The sequence below is a fragment of the Microbacterium sp. ARD32 genome, from assembly GCF_031844385.1.
GTDB lineage: Bacteria > Actinomycetota > Actinomycetes > Actinomycetales > Microbacteriaceae > Microbacterium.
On sequence record NZ_JAUZVD010000004.1, the window covers coordinates 169,749 to 196,483 of the forward strand.

The 26,735-nt window shown below is 71.2% G+C and carries 23 protein-coding genes; 12 read left to right on the plus strand and 11 right to left on the minus strand.

Annotation, left to right across the window (positions count from 1 at the left end):
- Positions 1-23 precede the first annotated feature (23 nt).
- Both hrpA and Q9R19_RS13985 read left to right on the plus strand, forming a co-directional pair.
- Positions 24-4,172, plus strand: coding sequence for an ATP-dependent RNA helicase HrpA (hrpA, locus tag Q9R19_RS13980; protein WP_396653493.1), 4,149 nt, complete (start codon positions 24-26; stop codon positions 4,170-4,172).
- Positions 4,173-4,227: 55 nt separating this feature from the next.
- The gene (locus Q9R19_RS13985) at positions 4,228-5,172 is read left to right on the plus strand and encodes an NADP-dependent oxidoreductase (RefSeq protein WP_311257005.1); all 945 of its coding nucleotides are present in this window, start codon (positions 4,228-4,230) and stop codon (positions 5,170-5,172) included.
- A gap of 107 nt (positions 5,173-5,279) precedes the next feature.
- Here Q9R19_RS13985 and Q9R19_RS13990 read toward each other — a convergent pair whose 3' ends face one another.
- The 6 genes from Q9R19_RS13990 to Q9R19_RS14015 are packed head-to-tail and all read right to left on the minus strand — an operon-like array spanning position 5,280 to position 11,578.
- Complete coding sequence (locus Q9R19_RS13990) at positions 5,280-6,392, minus strand: LLM class flavin-dependent oxidoreductase (RefSeq protein WP_311257006.1); 1,113 nt, start codon at positions 6,390-6,392, stop codon at positions 5,280-5,282.
- A 1-nt stretch (position 6,393) separates the two neighbouring features.
- On the minus strand, positions 6,394-7,209 hold the full coding sequence (locus Q9R19_RS13995; RefSeq protein ID WP_311257007.1) for an ABC transporter ATP-binding protein: 816 nt from the start codon (positions 7,207-7,209) through the stop codon (positions 6,394-6,396).
- Positions 7,206-8,150, minus strand: a complete 945-nt coding sequence (locus tag Q9R19_RS14000; protein ID WP_311257008.1) for an ABC transporter ATP-binding protein — start codon at positions 8,148-8,150, stop codon at positions 7,206-7,208. The genes Q9R19_RS13995 and Q9R19_RS14000 overlap by 4 nt, the downstream gene beginning before the upstream one ends.
- Entirely contained in the window at positions 8,143-9,012 is an 870-nt protein-coding gene (locus Q9R19_RS14005; RefSeq protein ID WP_311257009.1) for an ABC transporter permease, read from the minus strand. The genes Q9R19_RS14000 and Q9R19_RS14005 overlap by 8 nt, the downstream gene beginning before the upstream one ends.
- On the minus strand, positions 9,009-10,058 hold the full coding sequence (locus Q9R19_RS14010) for an ABC transporter permease (RefSeq protein WP_311257010.1): 1,050 nt from the start codon (positions 10,056-10,058) through the stop codon (positions 9,009-9,011). Before Q9R19_RS14010 ends, Q9R19_RS14005 begins: the two co-directional genes overlap by 4 nt.
- Positions 10,059-10,060: 2 nt before the next feature.
- Entirely contained in the window at positions 10,061-11,578 is a 1,518-nt protein-coding gene (locus Q9R19_RS14015; protein WP_311257011.1) for an ABC transporter substrate-binding protein, read from the minus strand.
- A gap of 120 nt (positions 11,579-11,698) precedes the next feature.
- Between Q9R19_RS14015 and Q9R19_RS14020 the strand changes: the two genes are divergently transcribed.
- The 6 genes from Q9R19_RS14020 to Q9R19_RS14045 all read left to right on the plus strand — a co-directional run bounded on the left by Q9R19_RS14020 (position 11,699) and on the right by Q9R19_RS14045 (position 17,888).
- Entirely contained in the window at positions 11,699-12,421 is a 723-nt protein-coding gene (locus tag Q9R19_RS14020; protein ID WP_311257012.1) for a hypothetical protein, read from the plus strand.
- Positions 12,418-13,767 (plus strand): O-acetylhomoserine aminocarboxypropyltransferase/cysteine synthase family protein, encoded by a 1,350-nt coding sequence (locus tag Q9R19_RS14025; RefSeq protein WP_311257013.1) that lies wholly within the window; start codon positions 12,418-12,420, stop codon positions 13,765-13,767. Before Q9R19_RS14020 ends, Q9R19_RS14025 begins: the two co-directional genes overlap by 4 nt.
- Before the next feature lie 21 nt (positions 13,768-13,788).
- Complete coding sequence (locus tag Q9R19_RS14030; RefSeq protein ID WP_311257014.1) at positions 13,789-14,841, plus strand: LLM class flavin-dependent oxidoreductase; 1,053 nt, start codon at positions 13,789-13,791, stop codon at positions 14,839-14,841.
- Positions 14,842-14,866: 25 nt separating this feature from the next.
- Positions 14,867-15,871, plus strand: coding sequence for a Gfo/Idh/MocA family oxidoreductase (locus tag Q9R19_RS14035; protein ID WP_311257015.1), 1,005 nt, complete (start codon positions 14,867-14,869; stop codon positions 15,869-15,871).
- Positions 15,872-15,873: 2 nt separating this feature from the next.
- Complete coding sequence (locus tag Q9R19_RS14040; protein ID WP_311257016.1) at positions 15,874-16,785, plus strand: NYN domain-containing protein; 912 nt, start codon at positions 15,874-15,876, stop codon at positions 16,783-16,785.
- 149 nt (positions 16,786-16,934) lie between these two features.
- Positions 16,935-17,888 carry a DUF1731 domain-containing protein gene (locus Q9R19_RS14045; RefSeq protein ID WP_311257017.1) on the plus strand — a complete coding sequence of 318 codons (954 nt, stop codon included), beginning with the start codon at positions 16,935-16,937 and terminating at the stop codon, positions 17,886-17,888.
- A 50-nt stretch (positions 17,889-17,938) separates the two neighbouring features.
- Here Q9R19_RS14045 and Q9R19_RS14050 read toward each other — a convergent pair whose 3' ends face one another.
- Genes Q9R19_RS14050 through Q9R19_RS14060 form a run of 3 tightly spaced genes read right to left on the minus strand, consistent with a single transcriptional unit; the run spans position 17,939 to position 20,149 of the window.
- A complete protein-coding gene (locus tag Q9R19_RS14050) occupies positions 17,939-18,325 on the minus strand; it encodes a PLD nuclease N-terminal domain-containing protein (RefSeq protein ID WP_311257018.1) in 387 nt (128 codons plus the stop codon).
- A 59-nt stretch (positions 18,326-18,384) separates the two neighbouring features.
- Positions 18,385-19,212 carry a sulfurtransferase gene (locus Q9R19_RS14055; RefSeq protein ID WP_311257019.1) on the minus strand — a complete coding sequence of 276 codons (828 nt, stop codon included), beginning with the start codon at positions 19,210-19,212 and terminating at the stop codon, positions 18,385-18,387.
- Positions 19,213-19,219: 7 nt separating this feature from the next.
- Complete coding sequence (locus Q9R19_RS14060; protein WP_311257020.1) at positions 19,220-20,149, minus strand: aldo/keto reductase; 930 nt, start codon at positions 20,147-20,149, stop codon at positions 19,220-19,222.
- Between the two features lie 116 nt (positions 20,150-20,265).
- On the opposite strand from Q9R19_RS14060, the gene pgi reads away from it, so the two are divergent.
- Positions 20,266-21,948 (plus strand): glucose-6-phosphate isomerase, encoded by a 1,683-nt coding sequence (pgi, locus tag Q9R19_RS14065; protein WP_311257021.1) that lies wholly within the window; start codon positions 20,266-20,268, stop codon positions 21,946-21,948.
- 43 nt (positions 21,949-21,991) lie between these two features.
- Here the strand turns inward: pgi and Q9R19_RS14070 are convergent, their stop codons facing one another.
- Positions 21,992-22,546, minus strand: a complete 555-nt coding sequence (locus Q9R19_RS14070) for an XRE family transcriptional regulator (RefSeq protein WP_311257022.1) — start codon at positions 22,544-22,546, stop codon at positions 21,992-21,994.
- 69 nt (positions 22,547-22,615) lie between these two features.
- On the opposite strand from Q9R19_RS14070, the gene Q9R19_RS14075 reads away from it, so the two are divergent.
- The 3 genes from Q9R19_RS14075 to Q9R19_RS14085 all read left to right on the plus strand — a co-directional run bounded on the left by Q9R19_RS14075 (position 22,616) and on the right by Q9R19_RS14085 (position 25,238).
- Positions 22,616-24,178, plus strand: a complete 1,563-nt coding sequence (locus Q9R19_RS14075; protein ID WP_311257023.1) for a bifunctional NAD(P)/FAD-dependent oxidoreductase/class I SAM-dependent methyltransferase — start codon at positions 22,616-22,618, stop codon at positions 24,176-24,178.
- A 92-nt stretch (positions 24,179-24,270) separates the two neighbouring features.
- A complete protein-coding gene (locus Q9R19_RS14080; RefSeq protein ID WP_311257024.1) occupies positions 24,271-24,882 on the plus strand; it encodes an NAD(P)H-dependent oxidoreductase in 612 nt (203 codons plus the stop codon).
- 14 nt (positions 24,883-24,896) lie between these two features.
- Positions 24,897-25,238, plus strand: a complete 342-nt coding sequence (locus tag Q9R19_RS14085; protein ID WP_311257025.1) for a nuclear transport factor 2 family protein — start codon at positions 24,897-24,899, stop codon at positions 25,236-25,238.
- Between the two features lie 63 nt (positions 25,239-25,301).
- On the opposite strand, the gene Q9R19_RS14090 is transcribed toward Q9R19_RS14085, so the two are convergent.
- Positions 25,302-26,726, minus strand: coding sequence for a serine/threonine-protein kinase (locus Q9R19_RS14090; RefSeq protein ID WP_311257026.1), 1,425 nt, complete (start codon positions 26,724-26,726; stop codon positions 25,302-25,304).
- Between the last annotated feature and the right edge of the window lie 9 nt (positions 26,727-26,735).

Here is a 26,735-nt window from a genome sequence, read left to right on the forward strand (position 1 = left end):
GCGAGGCGATAAACTGGAGGGCTATGTCCTCACCCGTGATCTCCTATCCGCCGGAGCTGCCCGTCAGTGCCGCGCGCGAGGAGATCGCCCACGCGATCCGCGACCATCAGGTGGTGATCGTCGCGGGCGCGACGGGGTCAGGCAAGACCACGCAGCTGCCGAAGATCTGCCTCGAGCTGGGCCGCAAGCGCATCGCGCACACGCAGCCGCGGCGGCTCGCAGCCCGCACCATCGCCGAGCGCGTGGCGGAGGAGCTGCACGTGGAGCTGGGCGAGCTGGTCGGCTACAAGGTGCGGTTCACCGATCAGGTGTCGGACGCCACCCGGATCGCGCTGATGACCGACGGCATCCTGCTGAACGAGATCCACCGCGATCGACTGCTGCGCCGCTACGACACGATCATCATCGACGAGGCGCACGAACGGTCGCTGAACGTCGACTTCCTGCTCGGCTATCTGCGCCGCATCCTGCCCGAGCGCCCGGATCTGAAGCTGATCATCACCTCGGCCACCATCGACCCTGAGAGCTTCGCGGCGCACTTCGCCTCGCCCGGTGGCGATCCGGCGCCCATCGTCGAGGTCTCCGGACGCACCTACCCGGTCGAGATCCGGTACCGGCCGCTGGGGGACGACGCCACAACTCCGGAGAAATCCGACGAAACCAGCGGAAACCGGGCCGCGACGCGGGGTTCGGCCAAGAATCTCCGGAGTTCTGGCGCGAGCGGCGCGGAGCCCGAGGACGAAGTCACGGCCATCGTCGCCGCGTTGCGGGAACTGGACCGTGAGGCGCCGGGCGACGTGCTGGTGTTCCTGCCCGGTGAAGCCGAGATCCGGGATGCGGCCGAGGCCGTTCGCGGCGCGTACCGCTCCGCCTCCGCCCCCGTCGAGGTGCTGCCGCTGTACGGGCGACTGTCCGCGGCAGAGCAGCACCGGGTGTTCGAGCGCTCGAAGGTTGCGGGCCTGCGCCGCCGGGTCGTGCTCGCCACGAACGTGGCCGAGACGAGTCTGACTGTGCCCGGCATCAAATACGTGATCGACGCCGGCACGGCCCGCATCTCGCGGTACAGCACCCGCTCCAAGGTGCAGCGCCTGCCGATCGAGGCCGTCTCGCAGGCCTCGGCGAACCAGCGCTCCGGTCGTGCGGGCCGCACCAGCGACGGCATCGCGATCCGCCTGTACGGCGAGGACGACTTCGAGAAGCGTCCGGAGTTCACCGAACCGGAGATCCTGCGCACGTCTCTCGCATCAGTGGTGCTGCAGATGCTCTCCCTGGGCTTCGGCGACATCGCCGAGTTCCCCTTCCTCACTCCCCCGGACTCGCGCGGCGTGAAGGCCGCCCTCGACCTGCTCACCGAGATCGGGGCGGTGGATGCCGCACGCGGCGCACAGCCGCGTCTCACGAGGATCGGTCGCGAGATCTCCCGGATGCCGATGGATCCTCGATTCGCGCGGATGCTGGTCGCGGGCGCCGCGGCGGGGCCCGGCGTGCTGCACGATGTGCTGCCGATCGTCGCCGGCCTGTCGATCCAAGATGTGCGCGAGCGGCCCTCTGCCGATGCGTCGCAGTCGGTACGGGACGAGGCCGACCGCTCGCACGCCCGCTTCGTCGACCCGACCAGCGACTTCCTGACGCTGCTTAACCTGTGGAACCATCTGCGCGAGCAGCAGAAGGCGCTCGGCTCCAGCGCGTTCCGGCGGATGTGCCGCAGCGAGCATCTGAACTATGTGCGCGTGCGGGAGTGGTTCGACGTGCACCGTCAGCTGCGCACGCTCGTCAAGGGGCAGAAGCGTGGCGACGACGTCTCGTCGCGCTCCGCTCGCTCAACGACCGGGGATGCGAGCGGAGCGGGCGCCACCGATGCCGACGCGATCCACCGCGCGATCCTCGCCGGCCTGCTCTCGCAGATCGGCGTCCTCGACGAGCGGACGGCGGGCGTTTCGTCTCGCTCCGCTCGCTCAGCGACCGGTTCCGACAAGAAGCGCCGCGTCGCGGAGTATCGCGGCGCTCGCGGCATCCGCTTCTCGATCTTCCCCGGCTCGGCTCTGCGCAAGAAGGCGCCGCAGGCCGTGATGGCGGCTGAGATCGTGGAGACCTCGCGCACGTTCGCGCGCACGGTCGCGGCGATCGACCCCGCCTGGGCGGAGTCCCTCGCCGGCGACCTCGCCAAGCGTCAGGTCACTGAGCCGCACTGGTCGAAGGACGCCGGAGCTGCCGTCGCCTTCGAGAAGGTGACGCTGTTCGGGGTGGAGATCATCCCCCGACGCCGCGTGCAGTTCGCGCGCATCGACCGCGCCGGCGCCCGCGAGCTGTTCCTGCGGCACGCGCTGGTCGAGGGCGAATGGGATCCGTCCCGGATCGACAAGCGGGTCAGCGCGTTCTGGCGGGCCAACGCCGAGCTGCGCCGCCGCCTGGAGAAGCTCGAGGAGCGTGAGCGCCGCCGCGACATCCTCGCCGGGGACGAGACCGTGTTCACCTTCTACGACCAGCGCATCCCGCACGAGGTGTTCGACGTGCGCTCCTTCGAGAAGTGGTGGCGTAACGCATTGACGTCCACGCCGAAGCTCCTCGTCATGCGCGAGAGCGACCTGCTCGAGGACGAAGACCGCGCCGACCAGTCCGAGTTCCCCACCCGCTGGACGCAGGGCGACCAGGTGCTGGGCCTGGCGTATCGCTTCGAGCCCGGCGCCGAGGACGACGGCGTCAGCGTGGTGCTGCCGCTCGCGCTGCTGCAGCAGGTGCGCGACACCGGTTTCGACTGGCAGGTGCCGGGACTGCGCTCCGAGCTCATCACCGCCCTGCTGCGCGCGCTGCCCAAGACGATTCGCCGCCACGTCGTGCCCGCGGCGGACTGGGCCGAGAGGTTCGGCGAGCAGCTCGCCGACGACGGCCCCGAGAACCATGCAGGTGCTCCCGAGCGTTCCCTCAAGCAGGCGCTGGCCAGGCTGATCCAGCCGATCGCGAACCAGCCGGTCTCGGCATCCGACTTCGACGACGCGCGCGTGCCGGGTCACCTGCTCATGAACTTCCGCGCGGTGGATGAACGCGGCCGCGTGGCAGCATCCGACCGCGATCTGCCGACTCTGCAGCGACGGCTGTCCGACCGGTCACGGCAGAGCGTCGCGCGCTCGATCGCCCAGAGCGCCCGTGATGAGAATGGGTCCCTGAGCCCGGGCCCACGCGCTCCGGAGGCTCCGAACGACGCGAAGCGGCGGTCGGAGTGGGGCGTGGGGACGAAGGGTCGCATGCCCGCTGCGCTCAGCGGGTCCCTGAGCGCGACGAAGGGCCCCTCGTCAATCGAGCAGGACGGCCTCACCGACTGGACCTTCGGCGACCTGCCCGACGTGCTCGACACGAAGGTGGCCGGCGGCGTGGTCCGCGGTTACCCCGCCATCGTCGACCGCGGCTCGTCGGTGTCGGTGCGACTGGAGGCGACGGCGGATGCCGCAGCGTCGGCGACCCGGGACGGCGTGCTGCGCCTGGTGCTGCTGACCGTGCCCACCCCCGCGTCGTACGTGCAGAACCACCTGACCTCCGCCGAGAAGCTGGCGCTCGCCGCGTCGCCGTACCAGAACGTGGCTGCGCTGATCGAGGACGCCCGCACGGCGGTCGTGCGCGGGCTCGTCGAGAGCGAGGTGCCCGGTGGACTCATCCGCACCGAGGCGGAGTTCCGGCGGGTGCGGGATGCCGTGAACGCCGCCCTCGTGGACAGCCTGTTCGCATGCGTGTCGCTTGTCGCGCGCATCCTGGCCAAGAGCCGCGACGTGGAGCGCGGCATCAAGTCGCAGAACTCGCTCGCGCTGCTCGGCCCCCTGAACGACATCCGCTCCCAGCTGAGCGGACTCATCCGCCCCGGCTTCATCTCGGCCACAGGCGTGGAGCGGCTCGCGCACCTGACCCGCTACCTGGACGGGATGCTGGACCGGCTGAAGACGCTCGCGAACGAGCCGGGCAAGGACCGCGCCCGCATGACGGAGTACGAGCGGACGGCCAAGGCGTTCGAAGATGCCGGCGGCGTGATCCCGCCCGCATCCGGCACTCCCGACGTCCTCATCGAGGTGCGCTGGCTGCTGGAGGAGTACCGGATCAGCGTGTTCGCGCAGCGACTCGGCACCGCGCAGCCCGTCTCGCCGCAGCGCATCATGAAGGCGCTCTCGGCTCTCCCGGCTCGTTGAGCGAGCGAAGCGAGACGAAACGCCATCACCGACGGGACCGGGTTAGCCTGGCATCATGGCTCGCGCGATCGTCCACACCGAAATCGGCTCCCCCGACGTCCTCCGCCTGGTGGAGGTGCCCGACCCCGTCGCCGGCCCCGGCGAGGTGGTCGTGCGGATCGAGGCCGCGGGAGTGAATCCCGTCGACATCAAGCAGCGCTCCGGGGTCCGTCCTCTCCCGCCGATCACCGAACCGCGCCATGTCGGCTTCGACGGCGCCGGCACGATCACCGCGGTCGGCGAGGGCGTGAGCGGGTTCGCGGTCGGCGACAGGGTCGCGATCGGCGACACCCGCGGCACGTACGCGACGGACCTGGCCGTGCCGGTGCAGAACCTCACCCGGCTGCTGGACGGCGTGACCTCAGCAGAGGGCGCGGCCCTCGCGATCCCGGCCGGCACCGCGTACCAGTCACTGCGCTCGCTGGGCGTGCGCAAGGGCGATACCCTGCTGATCCATGCCGGGTCGGGCGCGGTCGGGCAGGCCGCCGTCCAGTTCGCGGTGCTGTGGGGTGCCACCGTCATCGCCACGGCCAGCCCCGCCCGGCACGAGCAGGTGCGCGCGCTCGGCGCGACGCCGGTCGCCTACGGCGACGGCCTGCTCGAGCGCGTGCGCGAGGCCGCTCCGCAGGGCGTCACGGTGGCGCTGGACTGCGCGGGCACCGACGAGGCGATCCAGACCTCTCTCGCGCTGGTCTCCGACCGATCGAGGATCGCGACGATCGTGCGGGGGCCGGATGCCGCGGAGTTGGGCATCGAGGCGTACTCCGGCGGCAGCCCCGAGCCGCTCACCGAGGAGCAGCTCGCCTGGCGCCGCGAGGCCGTCGGCGTGACCGTCAACCTCATCGAAGCGGGCGACTTCCAGGTGGAGCTGGGACCGGAGCTGCCCCTCGCCGAGGCCGCGCGCGCCCACGAGCTGATCGAGCAGCACGCAGCCGACGGCAAGATCATCCTCGTCCCCTGAAGGAGCCGTCGCCCGCACGCGCGCCCGCACCACCGCCCGTCTATGTGGCGCAAAGCGCCCAGATTCCCGCGAGAACAGGGCCCGTTCGCGCCACATAGACGGGAAGGTCAGGCGGCGGCGCGAGCCTCGTCGCGCAGGCGGGCGCCCTCCCGCAGCAGCGGAATGAGCTCTTTGCCCCAATCGCGCACGTCGCCGAGCGGATCGAAGCCGCGGATCAGGAAGCGTGTCACACCCAGGTCGTAGTACTTCAGCAGCGCCTCCGCGACCTGCGCGGGAGTTCCCACCGGAGCGGTCGAGTTGCCCGCGGGCCCCATGAGCTTGGTGATGCCCAGCCAGAGTCTCTCGTCGTGCACGTCTCCCCGCTGCGCATGCTGCTGCAGCAGGTCCGCCGAGACCGAGCGCTGCTCGCTGCGGCGGGGGCTCGCGAAGCGCAGCGTCTCTCCCGTGGCTGCGCGCGCCTTCAGCTCCGCTGCCTCCGCGTAGATGCGGTCGGCCTTCGCCCACGCCTCCTCCTCGGTGTCCGCGATGATCGGCCGCGTCGAGAGACTGAAGTCGATGTGCCGTCCCGCCTTCGCGGCGGCCGCGGTGATGACGCTGATGTGCTCCGCCACGTCGGCGAGAGGCTCGCCGAACAGCATGTACACGTCCGCGCTTCGCGCACCGACCTCCACCGCACCATCGGACAGGCCGCCGAAGAAGATGGGGATGCCCGCCCCGGTGGCGGGCTTGACCGCCGAGAACGCCCCCTCGAAGCGATAGAAGTCGCCGGAGTGGTCGAACGGCTCCGCCGAGGTGAGTGTGCGACGCAGCACGTCGATGAACTCGCCGGTGCGACGATACCGGTCGGCCTTCTCGCTGAAGTCGCCGTCGCGCCGCTGATCCGACTCGCTGCCGCCGGAGATGTGGTGAATGGCGACGCGGCCGCCGCCGCTGAGGTGGTCGAGCGTCGCGAGCTTGCGCGCCACGATGGTGGGGGCGACGAACCCGGGACGATGCGCGATCAGCACCTTCAGCGTGTCCGTGGCGTGCAGCGCGGCGGATGCCACAGCGAAGCCGTCCGGAGAACTGGCGCTGTAGCCGATCAGGATCCGGTCGAATCCGGCTTCCTCGTGCGCGCGGGAGAACTCCTTCACGTACGCGGGGTCGACCACGGGGCCGTCCACCGCCCTCGTCTCCGAGCCTGCGGTCGTGGCGATCATTCCGAGCAGTTCGATGGGCATGTCAGCTCCTTGCGATGGGTGCGGGACGGTTGGGATAGCGGACGTCGATCACGGGGACCGACTCGATGAGACGCCGGGTGTACGGATGCTGCGGCTTGGCGACGACCTGTGCGGTCGGGCCGTTCTCCACGATGCGGCCGTGATGCAGCACGACCAGGCGATCGCTCAGGGCGGCGAGCGACCCGATGTCGTGCGAGATGACCAGCATCCCGAGCTCCTGGCCGCGCGCGCGCCGGAGTGCGATCAGAGACTGCACCACCCGATCACGGCTGGCTGCGTCGAGGGCGCTGACCGGCTCGTCGAGCACGAGCAGACGCGGCTGCACGACCAGTGCCCTGGCGATGGCGACCCGCTGCCGCTGCCCGCCGCTGAGCCCGGCGGGCAGCCGCTCGAGCAGCTCGGCATCCAGATCCACCGCCTGCACGGCCGCGTCGAAGCGCTCCTTCGCAGCCGCCGCCGGCACGCCGGCGATGCGCAGGCCCTCCGCGATCGAGTCGGTGACGCGCACGCCGGGGTCCAGCGACCGCAGGGGATCCTGGAACACGTACTGCACGGCTCCTGCGCGCCTCCAGCGTCGCAGACCGGCGCCCCGCAGCCGCGTGATGTCCTCACCGCCCACGAGAACGCGCCCCTGCGCGACCTCCACGGTGCGCAGCACCGTCTTGGCCAGCGTGGTCTTCCCCGATCCCGATTCACCCACCACGCCGACCACCTGGCCCGCGCGCAGCGACAGCGAGAGTCCGTCCAGCACGCGCACGGAGCCGTAGTCGACCGCGAGATCCTTCACCTCGAGCACGGGTGGCCGCTCTGCTGTCATCGCAGGAACCTCTCCAGTCCGTAAGCGGTGTGCGCGGCGAGCAGCGAGCGCGTGTACGCATGCGCCGGGGCGCGCAGCACGCGAGAAGTGGCGCCGCCCTCCACCACGCGTCCGTCCCGGAACACCAGCACCCGCTCGCACACCTGCGCCACGACCGCCAGGTCGTGCGAGACGATGATCAGTGCCAGCTCACGCTCGCGACGCAGCCGGGCCAGGAGGTCGAGCAGCTCAGCCTGCACGGTCACATCCAGCGCCGTCGTCGCCTCGTCGGCGATGAGCACGGCAGGGTCGGCGGCGAGCGCCATGGCGATCAGCACGCGTTGCAGCATCCCTCCGGACAGCTCGGCGACGTGCTGCTGCAGCACCAGATCGACGCGTCGGATGCCGAGGTCGTCGAGCAGTTCGCGTGCGCGCTGCGGTGCTTTCGCCTTCGGCACTCCGGCCGTCACGCGCAGCACCTCCTGCAGCTGACGTCCGACCGGGATCGCGGGGTTCAGGTACGAGGCCGGGTCCTGGAACACCGCGCCGATCCGGGTGCCGCGCACCGACCGCCAATCGCGCTCGGATGCCGAGGTCAGCTCGCGCCCGTCGACGCGCACGGTGCCGCTGCGCACCGACAGACCCGGCGGGAGGATGCCCAGCAGCGCACGGCAGGTGAGGGTCTTGCCGCTTCCGGACTCGCCCACGACGCCCAGTGCCTCCCCCGGGCGAACGGACAGCGAGACCCCGTGCACCAGCTCGGTGCCGTCTGCGGCGGCGATCACCAGCCGGTCCACGCCCGCGACGGCGGAGCGGACGGCCGATCCCTCGTCGAACGACGGCGACAGCGGAGCGCGATTCCAGGAGGATCGTGCCTCGGCGACAGCGGCGTGGGTCCGCCGACCTTCGGACGCGGGCGTGTCCTTCAGCCCGATGCTCGGTTCGATGTGCAGGTCAGGCATGAACGGTCTCCTTCCGCACGGCACGCCGTCCTCGCGCGCGGCTCCGGGGTGCGCCGGAGCGATCGCGCACGGCATCGGCGAGCAGGTTGAGCGCCGCCACCGTCAGCACGATCGCGAGTGCGGGGGCGAGTGGCCCGGCCGGCCGCTGGGCCAGGTAGCCCAGATCGCTGGCCAGCATCCCGCCCCAGGTCGGCGCGGGCGGTTGCACGCCGATGCCGAGGAACGTCAGCGAGGCGACCGCGAGCAGCGCGGAGCCGAGGGCGCTGATCCCCGTGACCACCAGTGTCGGCGCCACCTGCCGCCAGACGTGACGCCGCAGCACCCACCAGCTCGAACCGCCCAGCAGCATCGCCGCTTCGACGTACTGCGCGTCACGCACGCGCAGCGTGGCCGCACGTGAGACGCGGAAGAACCCGGGGGCGATCAGCAGACCGATCGCGGTGGTCGCCTGGACGAGTCCGTTGCCGAGCAGGGCCGCGAAGACGATGGCGAACAGGATGAACGGCAGCGCGAGCAGGGCGTCCACGACCCGCAGCGCCAGCCATTCGCCGGCGCGCGGCGCGAAGGCGCTGAGAGCTCCGGGAAGCGCGCCGACCAGCAGCCCGATCAGCGCCGCGGCCAGCGCGCTCAGCAGCGACGCCGGCGCCCCGGCGAGCAGCCGGGACAGCACGTCGCGGCCCAGGTAGTCGGTGCCGAGCAGATGCGCTGGGGTCGGTCCGCTCAGCGCGCGGGCGGTGTCCTGACCAAGCGGGTCGTGCGGGGCGAGCGCGGGCCCCGCCACGGCGAGCACCGCCACCGCGGCGACCAGCACGAGCGCCAGGCGGACGGTCCAGCCGGCAGCGGACGACGGCGAGCGGCTCATGCGGCGCTCCGTCCCGTGCCGGTGCTGCGCCGGATGACGAGGTTGATCACGACACCCGAGACGACGACGACGGCGATGGCCACCAGCAGCACGCCCTGCACCACGGGCACGTCGCCCTGCAGCGCCGAGGTGTTCGCGAGACGTCCCAGCCCCGGCATCCCGAAGATCACCTCGGTGATCACCGCGCCGCCGACCAGCCGCGGCACGTGCACGCCCAGCGCACTGAGCGCGGGTGCGGTGGCGTTCGGCAGCGCGTGGCCGAAGACGACGCGCAGCGGGCTCAGTCCGTGCACGCGCGCACCGATCACGTAGTTCTCGGCGAGCGCGCCCACCAGCGAGGTGCGCAGCTGCCGTGCGATGTCGGCGCCGGCATCCAGGCTCAGCGCGAGCGACGGGAGCACCAGGCAGGTCAGCCACGCTCCGGCGTCCTTCGTCGGCGGCACGTACCCCGCCACCGGGAACAGCGGGATGGCGTGGCCGAACAGCAGGATCAGACCGATGGCGACGACGAACGCCGGCACGGTGGTGGCGACGCTGCTCAGCAGCGTGACCACCCGGTCGATGATGCCCCCGCGGTCCACCGCCGCCGCGATGCCGAGGGCGGAGCCGCCCGCCAGCGCGCACAGCGTGGCACCCGTGGCGATCGACAGGCTCACCGGGAACGCCTGGGCGATGCTCGCCGACACCGGGATCGTTGTGAACCAGCTCGTACCCAGGTCGCCGGTGAGCGCCGACCCGAACCAGTCGAGGTAGCGCACCAGGAAGGGGCGGTCCAGGCCGAAGACGTGGTTGAGCCGGTCGATGTCCGCCTGGGTGGCGACCTCACCCAGCGCGACGGCGGCCGGGTTGGAACCGGACGCCGCGCCCAGCGCGAAGGTCGCGAACGTCGCCAGCACGAACACGGTCGCCGCCGTGCCGATCGTGGCGAGCACACGCCCGGCCGTGGTGAGCAGCGGATGCGGTGCGCGCGCGGCGCGCGCGTCCGGCGGCGATGCCGACCCAGCTGCCGGCTCCGCCCCGATGCTCGACTCCGTGACGACGGTCACGTTCAGTCCTGCACCTTCACGTCTTCCCAGCGCTGCACGTCGAGCCAGTGCCGGATTCCCGTGACGGTCGTCGGGTGGGCGAGGATGCGGGGCCAGCTGAACAGGAACGTGTTCGGTTGCAGCGTGACACCCAGCTCGACGGCGTGCCGGATGCGCTCGGTGTACTCCGGGGAGTCGATCGGCGTCGCGCGGGCCGCGTCGATCGCCTCGGTGAGCGCGGGAGGCGTCTGGCGGCCGAGGTTCATCAGCCCCTCCGGCCCGTAGAGCACCTCGAGCGCCTGGAGCGGGGACTGCCGCCCCGAGAAGCTGTCCAGCACGAACGGATGGGTGCGCTGCACGTAGTTCTGCGAGATGCCGGCGACCGGAAGCACCGTCAGCTTCACATCGATCCCGGCCTTCGCCCACTGCGCCTGCAGCACCTCGGCCAATGCCGTGTCATCCTCGCTCAGCGCGAGTTCGAGCTCGAGACCGTCGGGATGCCCGGCCTCGGCGAGAAGCCGCTTCGCCGCCTCGATGTCGTAGGGCAGCAGATCATCCAGATTCTCATCGTGCGCGGAGTACCCGTCCGGGAAGGGTTGCCAGTTCGGCGTCCCCCGTCCGAAGTAGGCGGCCTTGATCAGCGCGTCACGGTCGGTGGCGCGGCTGATCGCCTGCAGCACCCGCTGGTCGTCGAACGGCGCCACGGTGCTGTTCACGTCCAGCGCACGCACAGTGAGCGCCTTGATCTCCTCGACCTCCAGGCCGGCGCTCTCGGCGGCCTGCGCCTGCGAAGGCGGGATGATCGCGACATCCCACTGTCCGGTCTGCACGCCGGCGACGACGGTGGCGTCGTCGGTGACGGGAACAACGTGGAACTCGTCGATGAAGATGTGATCCGCGTTCCAGTAGTGGTCGTTCTTCTCCAGGTCGGCGCGCGCGTTGGGCACGTACTCGGTCAGCGCGAACGGCCCGGAGCCGGCGGGCTGCGTGGCCAGAGAGGCCACATCGTCGAAAGCGGCGGGGTTCACGATGAACCCGGTCTTACCCGCGAACAGATAGGGCACCTGGTAGTCGGCCTGGTCCAGGTGCACCGTCACCGTGCTGGCGTCGTCCACATCGACTGAGGTCACGATGCCCAGCTGCCCGGCGAGGGTGGAGTTCTCCTGGTCGCGGCCTCGCTCGAGGTTCTCCTTGACGGCCTCCGCGTCGAGCGGCGACCCGTCGCTGAACTCGGCGTCGTCGCGCAGATGGAAGGTGATCGCTGTGCCGTCGGCGCTGTAGTCCCAGCTCTCGGCGATGCCGGGCACGACCTCGCCCTCCTCGTCGAGCTGAGTGAGCCCGTCGTAGACCAGGGCCAGCGCGTGCGTGTCCCAGCCCGCGGTCGAGGTGACCGGGTCCCAGCTGGTCGGGAGCCGCCAGCCCCAGGTGAGCGACGCGGCGTCGGCCGGCGACGATGCCCCGGCAGACGCGCTGCAGCCGGCCATGGCGAGGGTCGCGACGGTCAGCACGGCAAGGGCGGGGAGTCGGGGGTGAGAGGTCATGGCAGTGAAGTTAGGAGCGCAGCGCCGGGGTTCACAAGCGATCTGAAGCGCGAGGTCACGAGACGCAACAGTTCGACACATCCGCGGCGCACCGGCACGCGGACGCCGAAGATGAAGCACATGACTTCCGACCCCACCGCCGTCTTCGCCCCCGCCGCCCGCGTTCGGGGGACGCTCGCGATGGTCGCGGGGCGTGATGAGACGGCGGCCGTCTACCAGCGCTTCGGCGCACGCCTGAGCGCCGACGGCTACGCGGTCGGCGTGTTCGAGGTGGCGGATGCCGCGGCCGCCACCGCCTGGCTCAGCCGGCAGCCCGACGCACCGCGCGTGCTGGTCGGTTCGGACACCGGCGCCTCCGCCGTGCTGGCGGCGCTGACGCAGGACGATGTCGCCGACGCGGCGATCGTGGCCGGAGTCGTGCTCGACGTGGAGCGGGCCCCGACGGATGCCGAGCGCACCGCGTGCCCGGTGCACCTGGGCGTGCTCGAGGAGCAGCACAGCGGAGACTCCTCTCGGCTCGCTGACGCCGACGGCCGGAGTCCTGATCCGGTCGAGGCACTCCCGGCCCTCGCGGACCTCGCGGCCATCGCGGTGCCCGTACTGGCCGTGCACGGCGGAGCCGACCAGGTCTCCCCGTTCCCGCAGGCGGCGAGCGCGCTCGCGGCGATCGCCGACGTCGAGGTGATCGAGACGGTCGGCGGCCTGCACGACGCGCTCAACGATGCGAGCCACCGCAGCGTGGCCGCGAGCATCGTGCTGTGGCTCGAGCGCCTGCGCGCCGGCGACGTGCATGCGCCCGTCGTGCGTCCGGCCGCGCGTGCCGTTGAGGAGAGAGCGTCATGACTGAGCGCGGCTTCGCCACTCCCACCACCGAGCGCGGCTTCGCCACTCCCGCCACCGAGCGCGGCTTCGCCACGACGCAGGTGCAGGCCGGATACACCGCCGGCCTGCCCTCGTCCAGCGCCGTCCCTCCCATCCACCAGACCGCCGCCTATGAGTTCTCCTCGCTGCAGGAGGCGGCCGACCTGTTCGCGCTGCGCAAGGCGGGCATCATCTACAGCCGCAACGCCAACCCCACCCAGCAGATCCTCGAAGAGCGCGTGGCGGCTCTCGAGGGCGGCGCGAGCGCGGTCGCCGTGGCGTCCGGGCAGGCGGCGGTGGCGGTCACCCTGCTCGCGCTCGCCGGCCGGGGCGGGCACATCGTCGCCGCCGACCAGCTGTACGGCGGCACGGTCGACCTGCTCCAGGAGACCTTCGCCGACTTCGGCATCCCGGTCACGTTCGTCGATCAGGATGACGCGGATGCCTGGCGCGCGGCCATCACGCCGCGCACCAGGGCGCTGTTCGCCGAGACCGTCGCGAACCCGGTGGCGCAGGTGCTCGACATCCGCCTGGTCGCCGACATCGCGCACGAGGCCGGCGTGCCGCTGGTGGTGGACAGCACGGTCGGCACGCCCGCGCTGATCCGGCCCGGCGAGCACGGCGCCGATTTCGTGGTGCATTCCGCGACGAAGTTCCTCTCCGGCCACGGCTCGTCGCTGGGCGGGGTGGTCATCGACCAGGGCAGCTTCGATTTCGGCACGGAGCCGGACCGCTGGCCGCAGTTCACCGCGCCCTACCAGCGCTTCGGCGACCTGGTGCTGTGGGAGCGCTTCGGGCAGGGGCAGGCGTTCGCGGCGCTGGTCAAGTCGAAGTACGTGCACGACCTCGGGCCGTCGTTGTCGCCGTTCAACGCCTGGCAGATCCTGCAGGGCATCGAGACGCTCGACCTGCGGGTCACCCGTCAGGCGGCGAGCGCGCTGGCCATCGCGCAGCACCTGGCGCAGCATCCGGCGGTCTCCCGGGTGAACCACCCTGGCCTGGACGACAGCCCCTGGCACGCTCTCGCGCAGCGCTATCTGTCCAAGGGCGTCCCCTCGGTCTTCTCCTTCGACGTCGCAGGACCCGAGTACGACGCCGCGGCGCGCGTCGCCCGGCTGACCGACGAGCTGACGGTGTTCCGGCTGGTCGCGAACCTGGGAGACGCGCGCAGTCTGGTCGCGCATCCGGCATCCATGACCCACTCTCATCTCACCCCCGCTCAGCGCACGGCGGCGGGCATCTCGCTGAACACCGTGCGGCTCTCCGTCGGCATCGAGGATCCGGCAGACCTCATCGCCGACCTCGACCGCGCGCTCGCGCTGATCTGACCACGCCCCAGGAGGACCACTATGACCATCGAGCTCGGATACTGGACGCCCGTCTATGGCGGATTCCTGCGCAACGTGCGCGACGAGGGGCGGATGGCCGCTACCTGGGAGTACATCCGCGAGGTCTCGGTGCAGGCCGATCGCCTCGGCTTCCACACCACGCTGGTGCCCGAGCTGTACCTGAACGACCGCAAGGGCACGGATGCCCCGAGCCTGGAGGCGTGGTCGCTGTCGGCCGCCATCCTGGCCGTCACCGAGCGTCTGCGCGTGATGACCGCGGTGCGACCCGGATTCCACCTGCCGGCGGTGCTCGCCAAGACCGTCTCGACGCTGGACAGCATCGCCCCGGGCCGCGTCGCGCTGAACGTCGTGGCGGCGTGGTGGGCTGAGGAGGCGCGTCAGTTCGGCGGGGTCTTCCCCGCGCACGACGCCCGCTACGCGCAGGCGACCGAGTTCGTGAACGTGCTGAACGGACTGTGGGAGCGCACGCCGTTCTCGTTCAGCGGCGACCACTACGAGTTCGAGGACACGGTCGTCGAGCCCAAGCCGTCCTCGCATCCGGTGATCTTCGCCGGCGGCGAGAGCGAATCCGGCCGCGAGGCGATCGCCGGCTTCGCCGACGCCTATGTGATGCACGGCGGCACGCTCGAGGAGGTGCGCGCGAACGTCGCCGACATGACTGCGCGGTCCGAGCGGCTGCACGGTCGTCCCGTCGCGGAGTTCGGCATGCCCGCCTACGTGATCGTCCGCGACACCGAGGCCGAGGCCCGGCGCGAGCTGGACCGCATCACGACCGTCGATCCCGGCTCCCCCGGCTACGCGTCCTTCGAGCAGTTCCGGCAGAACTCCCACCTGTCCCTCGAGCTGTCCCGCAGGGAGTACTCCGTGGGCACGCGCGGCCTGCGGCCGAATCTGGTGGGTACCGCCGAGCAGGTGGCGGAGCGCATCCACGAGTACGCGGACGCGGGCATCAGTCTTCTCCTGATCCAGGCGTCGCCGCTGGATGAGGAGCTGGCGCGCATCGCGGAGCAGGTGCTCCCCCTGGTGCGGGAACGCAATCTCACCGCTGTCTGAGCACGCGCCCGATACGCTGGTGCCCATGACCGGACTTCGCTGGGGCATCCTCGCCACGGGCGGCATCGCCGCCGCTTTCGCATCCGACCTGCGCACCGCGGGGCTCGACCTGGTCGCGGTGGGCTCGCGATCCCAGGCGTCGGCCGAGGCGTTCGCCGAGCGGTTCGGCATCGCCCGCGCCCACGCATCCTACGAGGCGCTCGTCGCCGATCCCGACGTCGACATCGTCTACGTCGCGACCCCGCACCCGATGCACCACGCGAACGCCCGCCTGGCGCTCGAGCACGGCAAGCACGTGCTCGTCGAGAAGTCGTTCACCGTGACCCGAGGCCAGGCGGAGGAGCTGCAGCGCCTCGCGGCCGAGAAGGGGCTGCTGGTCATGGAGGCCATGTGGACCCGCTACCTGCCGCACATGGTGCGTCTGCGCGAGATCGTCGCCGAGGGCACCCTCGGCGAGCTCCGCGCGGTGATGGCCGACCACACGCAGCACCTGCCCAGCGATCCCGCGCACCGCATCAACGCCCTCGAGCTCGGCGGTGGCGCGCTGCTCGACCTGGGGATCTACCCGATCTCGTTCATCTGGGACGTGCTGGGCGAGCCGGTCAGCATCCAGGCATCCGCTCGCCTGCTCGAGACCGGAGCGGATGCCGAGGTCGCGACCGTGATGACGCATGCCGGCGGCGCCGTCTCCACCAGCCTCTCCTCCTCGCGCGCCGTCGGTCCGAACTCCGCGACGGTGATCGGCAGCGAGGCCCGGATCGAGATCGACCGGATCTGGTACGCCGCCACCTCGTTCCGGGTGATCGCCGGCGACGGCACCGTGCTGGAGCAGTACCGGTCCGAGATCGAGGGGCGCGGGATGCAGTATCAGGCGCTCGCGGCCGAGGATGCCGTCGCGAACGGCGACCCCGCCGGCGAGCACCTGGCGCTGCCGGTCGCCGAATCGGTGGCGATCATGGGGACGCTGGACGAGATCCGCCGGCAGATCGGTCTCGCCTATCCGGGCATCGACGCCGCCGAGGAGGCATGAGCATGGCTGAGGCCACCGGGCGCGTCGCCGTCTACCTCGACTTCGACAACATCGTCATCTCCTGGTACGACCGCGTGCATGGCCGCAACGCGTACGGCAAGGACCGCAAGCGCATCACGGACGACCCGCACGACGCCGAGGTGGCGGAGCGGCTCAAGCAGGCGATGGTCGAAGTGGGCGGCATCATCGACTACGCCTCCTCGTTCGGCACGCTCGTGCTCACGCGCGCGTACGCGGACTGGTCCTCGCCGGTGAACGCCGAGTACCGGTCGCAGCTGGTCGCCCGCGCCGTCGACCTCGTGCAGCTGTTCCCGGCCGCGGCGTACGCGAAGAACGGCGCCGACATCCGTCTGGCGGTGGATGCCGTGGAGGACATGTTCCGCCTGCCCGACCTCACCCACGTGGTCGTGGTCGCCGGTGACAGCGACTACGTGCCCCTCGCGCAGCGCTGCAAGAGACTCGGACGGTACGTGATCGGCGTGGGGGTGGCCGGATCCACCGCCAAGTCGCTGGCCGCGGCGTGCGACGAGTTCGCCTCGTACGACTCCCTGCCCGGAGTGGTGCGCGCGACGAACAAGGAGACGCCGGAGGGCGATCAGGCGAAGGACACCCGAGGCAAGGGCGACCAGAAGCCGGCGGCCACCCGCCGGGCCAAGGCCGCCGCCAAGCCCGACGAGCAGGCCGACGCGACCGCGCTGCTGGAGCGCGCCCTGCAGCTGGGCCACGACAAGGCGGATGCCGACGAGTGGCTGCACGCGTCGGCGGTCAAGACGCAGCTGCGCCGCATGGACCCGTCCTTCAGCGAGAGGTCGCTCGGCTACCGCTCGTTCAACGACTTCCTGCGCTCGCGCGACGACATCGCGGAGCTGTCCGAGAACGGACACGAGCGGCTCGTGCGCCTGCGCGAGCGCTGATCTCCGCGCCGGCTCGGAGCGAGCCGGATCATCGCCCTGTGCCACTGGCAGCGGGCCCCTGAGCCGGTCGGTGGTCTCTCCGCATCCAGGTTTTTGAACACGTTCAGTTCTCTGTTACGCTGACGCAGCGGGCTTCGAAGGGCGGCATCATGGGCGGCGGTCGGGTGGTCATCGGCGGGGCGACCGGGTTCATCGGCGCACAGCTGCGGCGACGGCATCTCGCTGCAGGCAGGGAGGTCGTCACGATCTCCCGCTCGGGGGCCGATCTCACGTGGTCCGATCAGTCCGGCATCGACGCAGCCGTCGACGGCGCGGGCCTGGTGGTGGGACTGGCCGGCAAGAGCGTGAACTGCCGGTACACGCGCGCGAACCGTGCCCTGATCCTGTCCTCTCGACAGGACACCACGGCGGCGCTGAGCGGCGCGATCTCGCGGGCCTCCGCTCCGCCCGCGCTGTGGGTCAACTCATCGACGGCCACCATCTACCGCCATGCCGACGATCGCCCGCAGACCGAGTCCACCGGCGAGATCGGCACCGGATTCTCAGTCGAGGTCGCGAAGGCCTGGGAACGTGCCCTGTTCGCGGAGGAGCTGCCCGCGACCAGGCGGGTCGCGCTGCGCACGGCGATCGTGCTGGGCGACGGCGGAGTGCTGCCGACGCTGCGGCGGCTCGCCCGCCTCGGGCTGGGCGGCTCGCAGCTGGACGGGCGGTGGCCTGCCTCCCGCGCGCGCCGCGCGGCGGGCACCGCGCACGCACCCGGCGCGCGGGGCGGCCGGCAGCGTTTCAGCTGGATCCACGTGGACGATGTGGTCGGCATCATCGACTTCCTCGAGCAGCATCCTGAACTGGACGGTCCCGTCAACGCCGCCAGCCCGAACCCGGTCGACAACCGCACCTTCATGGCCGCGGTGCGCCGCGCACTGGGCGTGCGGTTCGGTCCGCCGACGCCGCGCTGGATGCTGGAGCTCGGCGCGCTCGGGATCCGCACCGAGACGGAGTTGATCCTGAAGAGCCGGTGGGTGCTGCCGGAGCGGCTCACCGCCGCCGGGTACGTGTTCGCGCACCCGGATCTGGACGAGGCGCTGCGCGCCTCCGGTCTCTGACCCGCTGCTCCCCGGCCCGCTGACCCGCTGCTCCCCGGCCCGCTGCCCCGCTACTCCTCCTGGGTCCCTGAGCCTGTCGAAGGGCGCCCGTTCCTGCGCTTGGCGATCTCGGCGCGCAGCCGCTCCTCCTCGATCTCCCGCTCCAGATCGGCGAGCTGCTGCTCGGTGGTGCGGGTGTCCGCGGGAGCAGCCGGAGCCGGCGCGTGCGGCGGGTACCCGGCCTGTCGGCGCGCGGGCCGCTGCAGGCTGATCCCGCCCTCGGGATACTCCCGTCCGATGCCGAACCACAGCACGCTGCCGACGAAGGGCAGCAGGATGACCAGCAGCAGCCACACGAACTTGGGCATGTACCGCACCTGTGAATCGTCACGCCGGATGATGTCCACCAGCGCGAACACCATCAGCACCAGGACGAGCAGCGAGATCACGTACCCCATGCACTCAGAGTAGACGACGCCGGATGGCCCGGCGACCGCCGCTCAGCCGGTCCCTTCGCTCACTCCGCGCCGGTGGCGATCGCCCGTCCCGGCGTGTTCGACCAGGCGCTCCACGATCCGGGATACACGGTCACCTCGCGCCCGGCGAGGGCCCCGGCGAGCGCCAGCTGCGCGGCCGTGATGCCCGAGCCGCAGTATGCCGCGATCGGCATGCTCCCGTCGGCACCGACCTCGTCGAACGCCGCAGCGATGTCGCCGGCGGGCAGGAAGCGCCCGTCCGTGGCGAGCACACGCGAGATCGGCAGATTGCGGGCGCCGGGGATGTGCCCGGGGATGGGATCCATCGGCTCGGTCTCGCCGCGATAGCGCTCACCGGCCCGTGCGTCCAGCAGAACGCCCGCCTGCGGCCAGGCCGCGGCGCCCTCCGTGTCGATGGTTCCCGTCGAGCCGGGCGCACCGAGCACGACATCCCCCGGTGCGGGGTCGACGGCCCCGGTGGCCACCTCTCCGCCCGCGGCCACCCAGGCCGGCCAGCCGCCGTCCAGCACGCGCACGTCGGACAGGCCGGCCCGGCGCAGCGCCCACCAGGCGCGCGACGCCGACAGCATCCGGTGATCGTCGTACACCACCACCGGCGTGCCCGCGCGAATGCCCCAGCGCCGGGCGGCGGCCGCCAGTGCGCCGTCGTCCGGCAGCGGATGCCGCCCGTCGCTCGGCTCGCCGGGCCGGGACAGCTCCCGCTCGACGTCGATGAAGACGGCCCCGGGGATGTGACCGGACAGGTACTGCTCGCGCCCGTCGTCGCGACCGAGCTGCCAGCGGGCGTCGAGCACGTGCACGTCGGCCAGCCGCCGCTGCAGCTCCGTCACGTCGATGAGAGGGTTCACGATGCGCTCACGGCACGATGTGCCCGGCCGTGCGGAACAGCTCGTACCACTCCGAACGCGACAGCTCGACGTCGGCTCCGGCCGCCGCGTCCGCCACGCGCTGCGGCGTGGTGGTGCCCAGCACCACCTGCATGTGCGCGGGATGCCGGGTGATCCAGGCCGTCGCGATCGCGATCGGCTCGACGCCGTGCGCGGCCGCGAGCCGGTCGATCACGGCGTTCAGCTCGGCGTATCTCTCGTTCCCGAGGAACACGCCGTCGAAGAACCCCGCCTGGAAAGGCGACCACGCCTGGATCGTGATCCCGTTGATGCGGCAGTACTCCACGATGCCGCCGCCGTCGCGCATGATGCTCTGCTCCTCGCCCGACATGTTCGCCGCGACGCCCTGGGCGATGATCGGCGAGTGCGTGATCGACAGCTGCAGCTGGTTGGCGATCAGCGGCTGGGTGACGGCCGTGCGCAGCAGATCGATCTGACGCGGCGTGTGGTTGGAGACGCCGAAGGCGCGCACCTTGCCGGCGGCGGACAGCTCATCGAAGGCGCGGGCGACCTCTTCGGGCTCGACCAGCGCGTCGGGGCGGTGCAGCAGCAGCACATCGAGGTAGGAGGTTTGCAGGGCCTTCAGCGATCCCTCCACCTGAGCCACGATGTGCTCGTACGAGAAGTCGAACATCTGGTCCTGCGGCACGATGCCGCACTTGGTCTGCAGGGTGATCTCCGCGCGCTCGGCGGGGCTGAGCTGCAGTGCCGAGGCGAAGCGGTCCTCGCAGACGTGCATGGCACCGCCGTAGATGTCGGCGTGATCGAAGAAGTCGATCCCGGCCGTTCGGGCGGTGTCGTACAGCTCGCGCACCTCGGCATCCGTCTTGTCCGGGATGCGCATCATGCCGGCGATGACCGCCGGCGCGGTTCCGGTTCCGAACGGGACTGACTTCATGCGGTTCCTCCAGGGCTCGATGCCAACGCTACCCCGCGGCGCGCGCGAGCGGGTATCCCGTGGCGTCGGCGAAACGCCAGGAGCGGATGCCCGGATCCGGCGCTAACGTTGCATGCATGACCGCTCCGATCGATGCGACGACCACTTCCGCCTGGGCAGAGCTCACCGCGCAGAGCGAGGGCTTCTCCCCCGATCTGCGCGGGTGGTTCGCCGACGACCCGCGCCGTGTCGAGCGACTGTCGCTGCCCCTGGCCGATCTGCACGTCGACCTGTCGAAGAATCTGATCACCGACGAGATCCTCGCCGCTCTGGTCCGGCTGGCGGAGCAGACCGGGGTCGCCGAGCGGTACGCGGCCATGCTGGCCGGCGAGCACATCAACACCACCGAGGACCGGGCGGTGCTGCACACGGCGCTGCGTCGACCCGCGGACGCGTCGCCCGAGCTGGTGGTGGACGGTCAGGATGTCGACGCCGACGTGCAGTCGGTGCTCTCGGAGCTGTCGGCCTTCGCCGAGCGCGTGCGGACGGGAGACTGGCTCGGCGTCACCGGCAAGAAGGTCACACATGTCGTGAACATCGGCATCGGCGGGTCCGATCTCGGTCCGGTCATGGTGTACGAGGCGCTGAAGCCGTACGCGGACGCGGGCATCCAGGCGCGCTTCGTGTCGAACATCGACCCCACCGACCTGGCGCAGACGACCGCCGATCTCGATCCCGAGACCACGCTGTTCATCGTCGCCTCCAAGACGTTCACGACGCTCGAGACGCTCACCAACGCGCGCCTCGCGCGCGATTGGCTGTGGTCGGGACTCGCGGCATCCGGTGCGATCGCCGACGACGACGCCAGTCGCACGGATGCCGTGGCGCACCACTTCGTGGCGGTCTCGACCGCCCTGGACAAGGTGGCCGACTTCGGGATCGACCCCGACAACGCGTTCGGGTTCTGGGACTGGGTGGGCGGTCGCTACTCGGTCGACTCCGCCATCGGGCTGTCGCTGGCGGTCGTGTTCGGGCCGGAGCGGTTCCGCGAGCTGCTCGCCGGCTTCCACGCCGTCGACGAGCACGTGCGCACCACGCCGCTGGAGCGGAACGTGCCGGTGCTGATGGGGCTGCTGAACGTCTGGTACTCCAACTTCCTCGGTGCGCAGACCCACGCCGTGCTGCCCTACGCGCAGCAGCTGAGTCGCTTCGCCGCATACCTGCAGCAGCTGACCATGGAGTCCAACGGCAAGTCCGTCCGATGGGACGGCTCCCCGGTCACGACCACCACCGGCGAAGTGTTCTGGGGCGAGCCGGGCACCAACGGCCAACACGCGTTCTATCAGCTGATCCACCAGGGCACCCGCCTCATCCCCGCCGATTTCATCGCCTTCGTCAACCCCGCGTACCCGCTGCAGGACGACGGGCGAGACGTGCACGGGCTGTTCCTGGCGAACTTCCTCGCGCAGACCAAGGCGCTGGCCTTCGGCAAGACCGCGGAGGAGGTGGAAGCCGAGGGCACCACCGGTGCGCTCGTGGCGGCACGGACCTTCCCGGGCAACCGGCCGACGACGTCGATCTTCGCGCCCGCGCTGACTCCCGCCGTGCTCGGGCAGCTGATCGCCCTGTACGAGCACATCACGTTCACGCAGGGCGTGATCTGGGGCATCAACTCCTTCGACCAGTGGGGCGTGGAGCTGGGCAAGCAGCTCGCACTGCAGATCGCTCCGGCGATCGAGGGCGATGCGGATGCCGTGACCGCGCAGGACGCCTCCACGAAGGCGCTGCTGGCGTACTACCAGGCCCACCGCAGGCGCTGACGGCGCCGAGCGCGCATCCCGACCCATCGCCGGCGCGAAGGGGTCACCCGCTCGTGTGAGTGTGGATGCGGGCGCCGGCCTCGTTGAAGATGCTGATCGCCTGGGCAGGACGCCCGCCGACGGCGAACATGGCGTGGGGCGTGCGCGTGTCGAACTCCGCGGCCTCGCCTCGTCCGAGCGTCAGCTCCTGCTCGCCCAGACGAAGACGCAGTCTTCCGGTGAGCACGTACAGCCATTCGTACCCGTCGTGCACGCGCGGCTCCGGCATCTCCGCGCCTGCCGGATAGGTGATCCGGTAGGTGCTGATCGGCGCGTGCTCCGGGGCGAGCGGGGCGATGATCATTCCGTCGCGGCGGATGGCGGGGCGCCGCACGCGCGGGTCGGACTGCTCCGCCGGCACGAGGTCGTCCAGGCGGATGCCGAGACGTCTGGTCAACGGCAGCAGCAGCTCCAGGCTCGCCTGCCGCTTGCCCGACTCCAGCCGCGACAGCGTGCTCGCCGACATCCCCGCGCTCGAGGCGAGATCCTCCAGCCGCATTCCCCTGGACTGGCGCACGGCACGCAGCCGTGCGCCGATCTGCTCCCGCTCGTCGGACATGTGGGCCTCCACTTGCTGATACCGCAAATCAGATTGCTAGATCTCCATTGTGCCGCAGATGATGGTGGCATGGGACGGAAGGTATGGGACGCGATCATCGTCGGTGGCGGGCCGGCAGGGCTGTCGGCCGCGCTGATGCTCGGTCGTGCGCGACGACGGGTGCTGGTGATCGATGCGGGAAGCCCGCGCAACCGGTTCGCCTCGCACATGCACGGTGTGCTCGGCCACGAGGGCGCCGCCCCCGGCGAGCTTCTCGAGCGCGGACGCGCCGAGGCGGCCGGCTACGGCGTCGAGATCGTGACCGGATCGGTCACCGCCGTCGAACGCGCTGAGAACGGCCTGCACGTCACCGCGGACGACGGCGTCGTGCGATTCGCGCGTGCCGTGATCGCCGCCGCGGGACTTCGTGACGAGCTGCCGGGCGTCCCCGGGCTCGCCGAGCGCTGGGGCGCGACCGTGCTGCACTGCCCGTACTGCCATGGCTGGGAGGTGCGCGACCAGCACCTCGGGGTGCTGACCACCTCGCCGATGGCGCTGCATCAGGCCGAGCTCGTGCGGCAGTGGAGCGAGCGCGTGACCGTCTTCGCCCACGGTCTGGGGGATCTCGCCCCCGAGACCGCTCAGCGGCTCCGAGCCCGCGGCATCCGCCTCGAGCACGTAGCGGTGACCGAGGTCGTCGGAGACGGCACCGCCATCGCCGCCGTGCGTCTCGACGACGGCCGCGAGGTGCAGGTGGACGCCATCTTCACTGCGGGCGAGCCGCGCGCTCACGAGCACTTCCTGACCCCGCTGGAACTGGCGCACGAGGACACGCCGTTCGGCCCGGTGCTCGCCGTGGACCAGATGGGCAGGACCAGCGACCAGCGGGTCTGGGCGGTCGGCAATGTCGCGAGTCCGTTCGCCAGCGTGCCGCAGTCGATCGGCGCCGGCTCCTCCACCGGTGCAGCCGTCAATGCGGCGCTGGTCACCTGGGACTTCGATGACGCGGTCGCCGGCTCGGCAGCGGGCGCCGACGAAGGCTCCGTGTGGCCGCAGGTGGCACCGGCCGAGTTCTGGGAGGACAGGTATGCGGCATCGGAGAGGGTCTGGTCGGGGAGAGTGAACCGCATCCTCGCCGAGGTCGCCGTCGAGCTCGCTCCTGGGCGCGCTCTCGACCTGGGCTGCGGAGAGGGCGCCGACGTCATCTGGCTCGCCCAGCACGGCTGGAAGGCCACGGGCGTCGACATCTCGTCGATGGCGATCACGCGTGCCATCGCCACCGCCGAGGAGCTCGGCGTCGATGGTCGCGCCCGCTTCCTCACGGCGGATATCGCAGAGCCGCCCGTCGGTGAATACGACCTCGTCAGCGTCAGCTACCTGCACTCGCCCACCACACTCGACCGCGAGGAGATCCTGCGGCGCGCGACCGCGCTGGTGGCCCCGGGCGGGCATCTGCTGATCACCGCGCATACCGGGTTCCCGGAAGGGGTCGAGGTCCCTGCCGGGCATCAGCACCGCTTCCCGACCCCCGAGGAGGAGCTCGCGCAGCTCGAACTGGATCCGCAGCGATGGGACGTCATCCGCGCGGAGGCATCGCCGCGCGAGGAGCCGGGGCTTCCCGGCGACGGCGTCGTGCTCGTCCGGCGACGCTGACTCCTGCGGGACCAGGGCGGTGACGCCTAGCGCATCGCCCTGGCATCCGGAACCCCCTCTGCTGCCGGCGCCGACGTGCGTACGGTACGAGCATGGACGAACAGCTGAGCGCACTCCTGATCAACTGCACCCTCAAGCCGTCTCCGGCCGGATCGAGCACCCACGTGCTCGGCGAGCAGGTGCTGACCGCGCTGGCCGAGCACAGCGTGACGGCCGACCGCATCCGCGCCGTCGACCATCGCATCCTCCCCGGCGTGCAGACCGACATGGGCGACGGCGACGAGTGGCCGCAGCTGCGCGACCGCGTGCTCGCGGCCGACATCGTCGTCTTCGCCACGCCGACCTGGCTGGGGCAGCACTCGAGCGTCGCGCAGGGCGTGCTCGAGAGGCTGGATGCCGAGCTGTCCGAGACCGACGACCAGGGGCGGCCGATCCTCTTCGACAAGGTGGCGCTGGCCGTGGTGGTGGGCAACGAGGACGGCGCGCACCACATCTCGGCGGTCCTGTTCCAGGCGCTGAACGACGTGGGATTCACGATCCCTGCGCAGGGGTCGATCTACTGGAACGGCGAGGCGATGCAGTCCACCGACTACAAGGATCTGCCGCAGACGCCGGAGAAGGTCGCGCAGGCCACGTCGACCGCGGCGGGGAACGCCGCCCACCTGGCACGGCTCCTCAAGCGAGCCGGATACGCGGCCGGCTGAGCGCACAGGATGTCATGCGCACGACGACGGAGACCATTCACGATCACCTGGGCGCACGTCTGAGCGCGGGCGCGGAAGCCGATCTGCACAACTACGATGCCGACATCGTCATGCTCACCGGATCGGGCATCTATCGGGGGCACGACGGCGTGAAGGCCTGCGCTGCGGAACTGGATCGACTGCTCGGAACGGCGGTCTTCGTCTACCGCGAGACACTCATCGACGGCGATTACGGCTTCCTGGAGTGGACGGCCGAAGCGGATGGGAGGCGGGTCCTGGACGGGGCTGACAGCTTCGTGGTGCGAGACGGGCGGATCGTGCTGCAGACGATCCACTACACCGTCATCAGCGGCTGAGCCCGCTGCGGCGCGGCTGCCTCCGAGATGGCACGTGCGGCCCTTCGGCTGCGCGGCGGGCGATCACCCGCCGCGGGGGCCGTGTCCCTTCCCGGAGTCGTTGCCCGGCCCCTTGTTCGGGTTCGGCTTCTTGCCCGAACCGCCGTTGCCGCCCGTGTCGCCGGCCGGCCCCTTGTTCGGGTTCGGCTTCTTGCCCGAACCGCCGTTGCCGCCCGTGTCGCCGGCCGGCCCCTTGTTCGGGTTCGTGGGCGCCGAACCGCCGGTCTTCGCCTGCCCTGCCGCCTGCCGGGTGCCCGCTGCGGTCTCGGCCTCGGGTGCGGGTTGCACGCCGGGCGCCGCGGCGGGCGCCGTGGGAGTCGGGGTGTCCAGCATCCTGGTGACCGGGTGGGCCGGTTCGGGCGTCGCCGTCGGCGCCTGCCAGAGCCCGGCCAGCACGAGGAGCGTCACGGCCACCGCGGCGAGTCCCGCGGCAGCCGTCGAACGCAGCCGGTTCCGATTCGCCGGCGCGACCGTCGTCCCGGTCGCGACCGGGTACTCCTTCGTCCGCTCCGCGGTGCCGGCCGCTTCGCGGGAGCGGCCGGCCGGTGCAGGGTCGTCCGAACGGGGGGAGGATGCCCGGCCGCCGCCGTCCTCCGATGCGCTGGTCTCGAGCGTCGCCGCCTCCGCCGCCACCTCCCGGGCGGTCGGCCGCTCCTCCGGCTCCGTCCGGGTCATGCGCTCCAGCAGCGCCCTCCACTCGTCGTCGAACGAGTCCGGGATCTCCGGCCGCTCGGTCAGCCGCCGCAGCGCCGTGTGCACTCCTCCCGTCACCGGGAACGCCGGCTCCCCGCTCAGCGCCTCGATCAGGACCAGACCCAGCGCGTAGATGTCCACGGCCGTCGTGAGCTCCGCACCGCGCACCTGCTCCGGCGCCATGTACGCCGCCGTGCCGACGGCCACGCCGGGAGAGGTGCGCCGGGCGTCATCCACGCGGAACGCGATGCCGAAGTCGGTGAGCTTCGCGACCGGGTGCTCGCCGGGCTCGTCCGGCTGGGCGATCAGGATGTTCGACGGCTTGACGTCACGGTGGATGACGCCCGCTCCGTGCACGACGCGCAGGCCGTCGGCGACGTCATGAAGCAGCGACGCCGCCTCAGCATCCGGCAGCGCACCTCCGCGCAGCCGGGAGGCGAGCGACAGACCCTCGACGTACTCCATCGCGAGGTACTGCGGCTGCCCAGGTTCGAGCTGCGCGTCGTAGAGCGTCACCAGTGACGGATGCGTGAGGTTCGCCAGCACGGCGGTCTCGGTGCGCACGCGCTGCAGTGAGACCGGCGCCTCGTCCGACTGCGTCAGCAGTTTGATCGCCACCGGCCTGCCCAGGATCAGATCCTCCGCGCGGTACACCGCTGAGGTCGCGCCTCTCCCCACGCATGCTCCCAGCCGGTAACGGCTGTCCAGCAGCGACTGGGTCTGCTCAGCGGGGTCCTGGTCGCCGACGACGGGCATCGATCACTC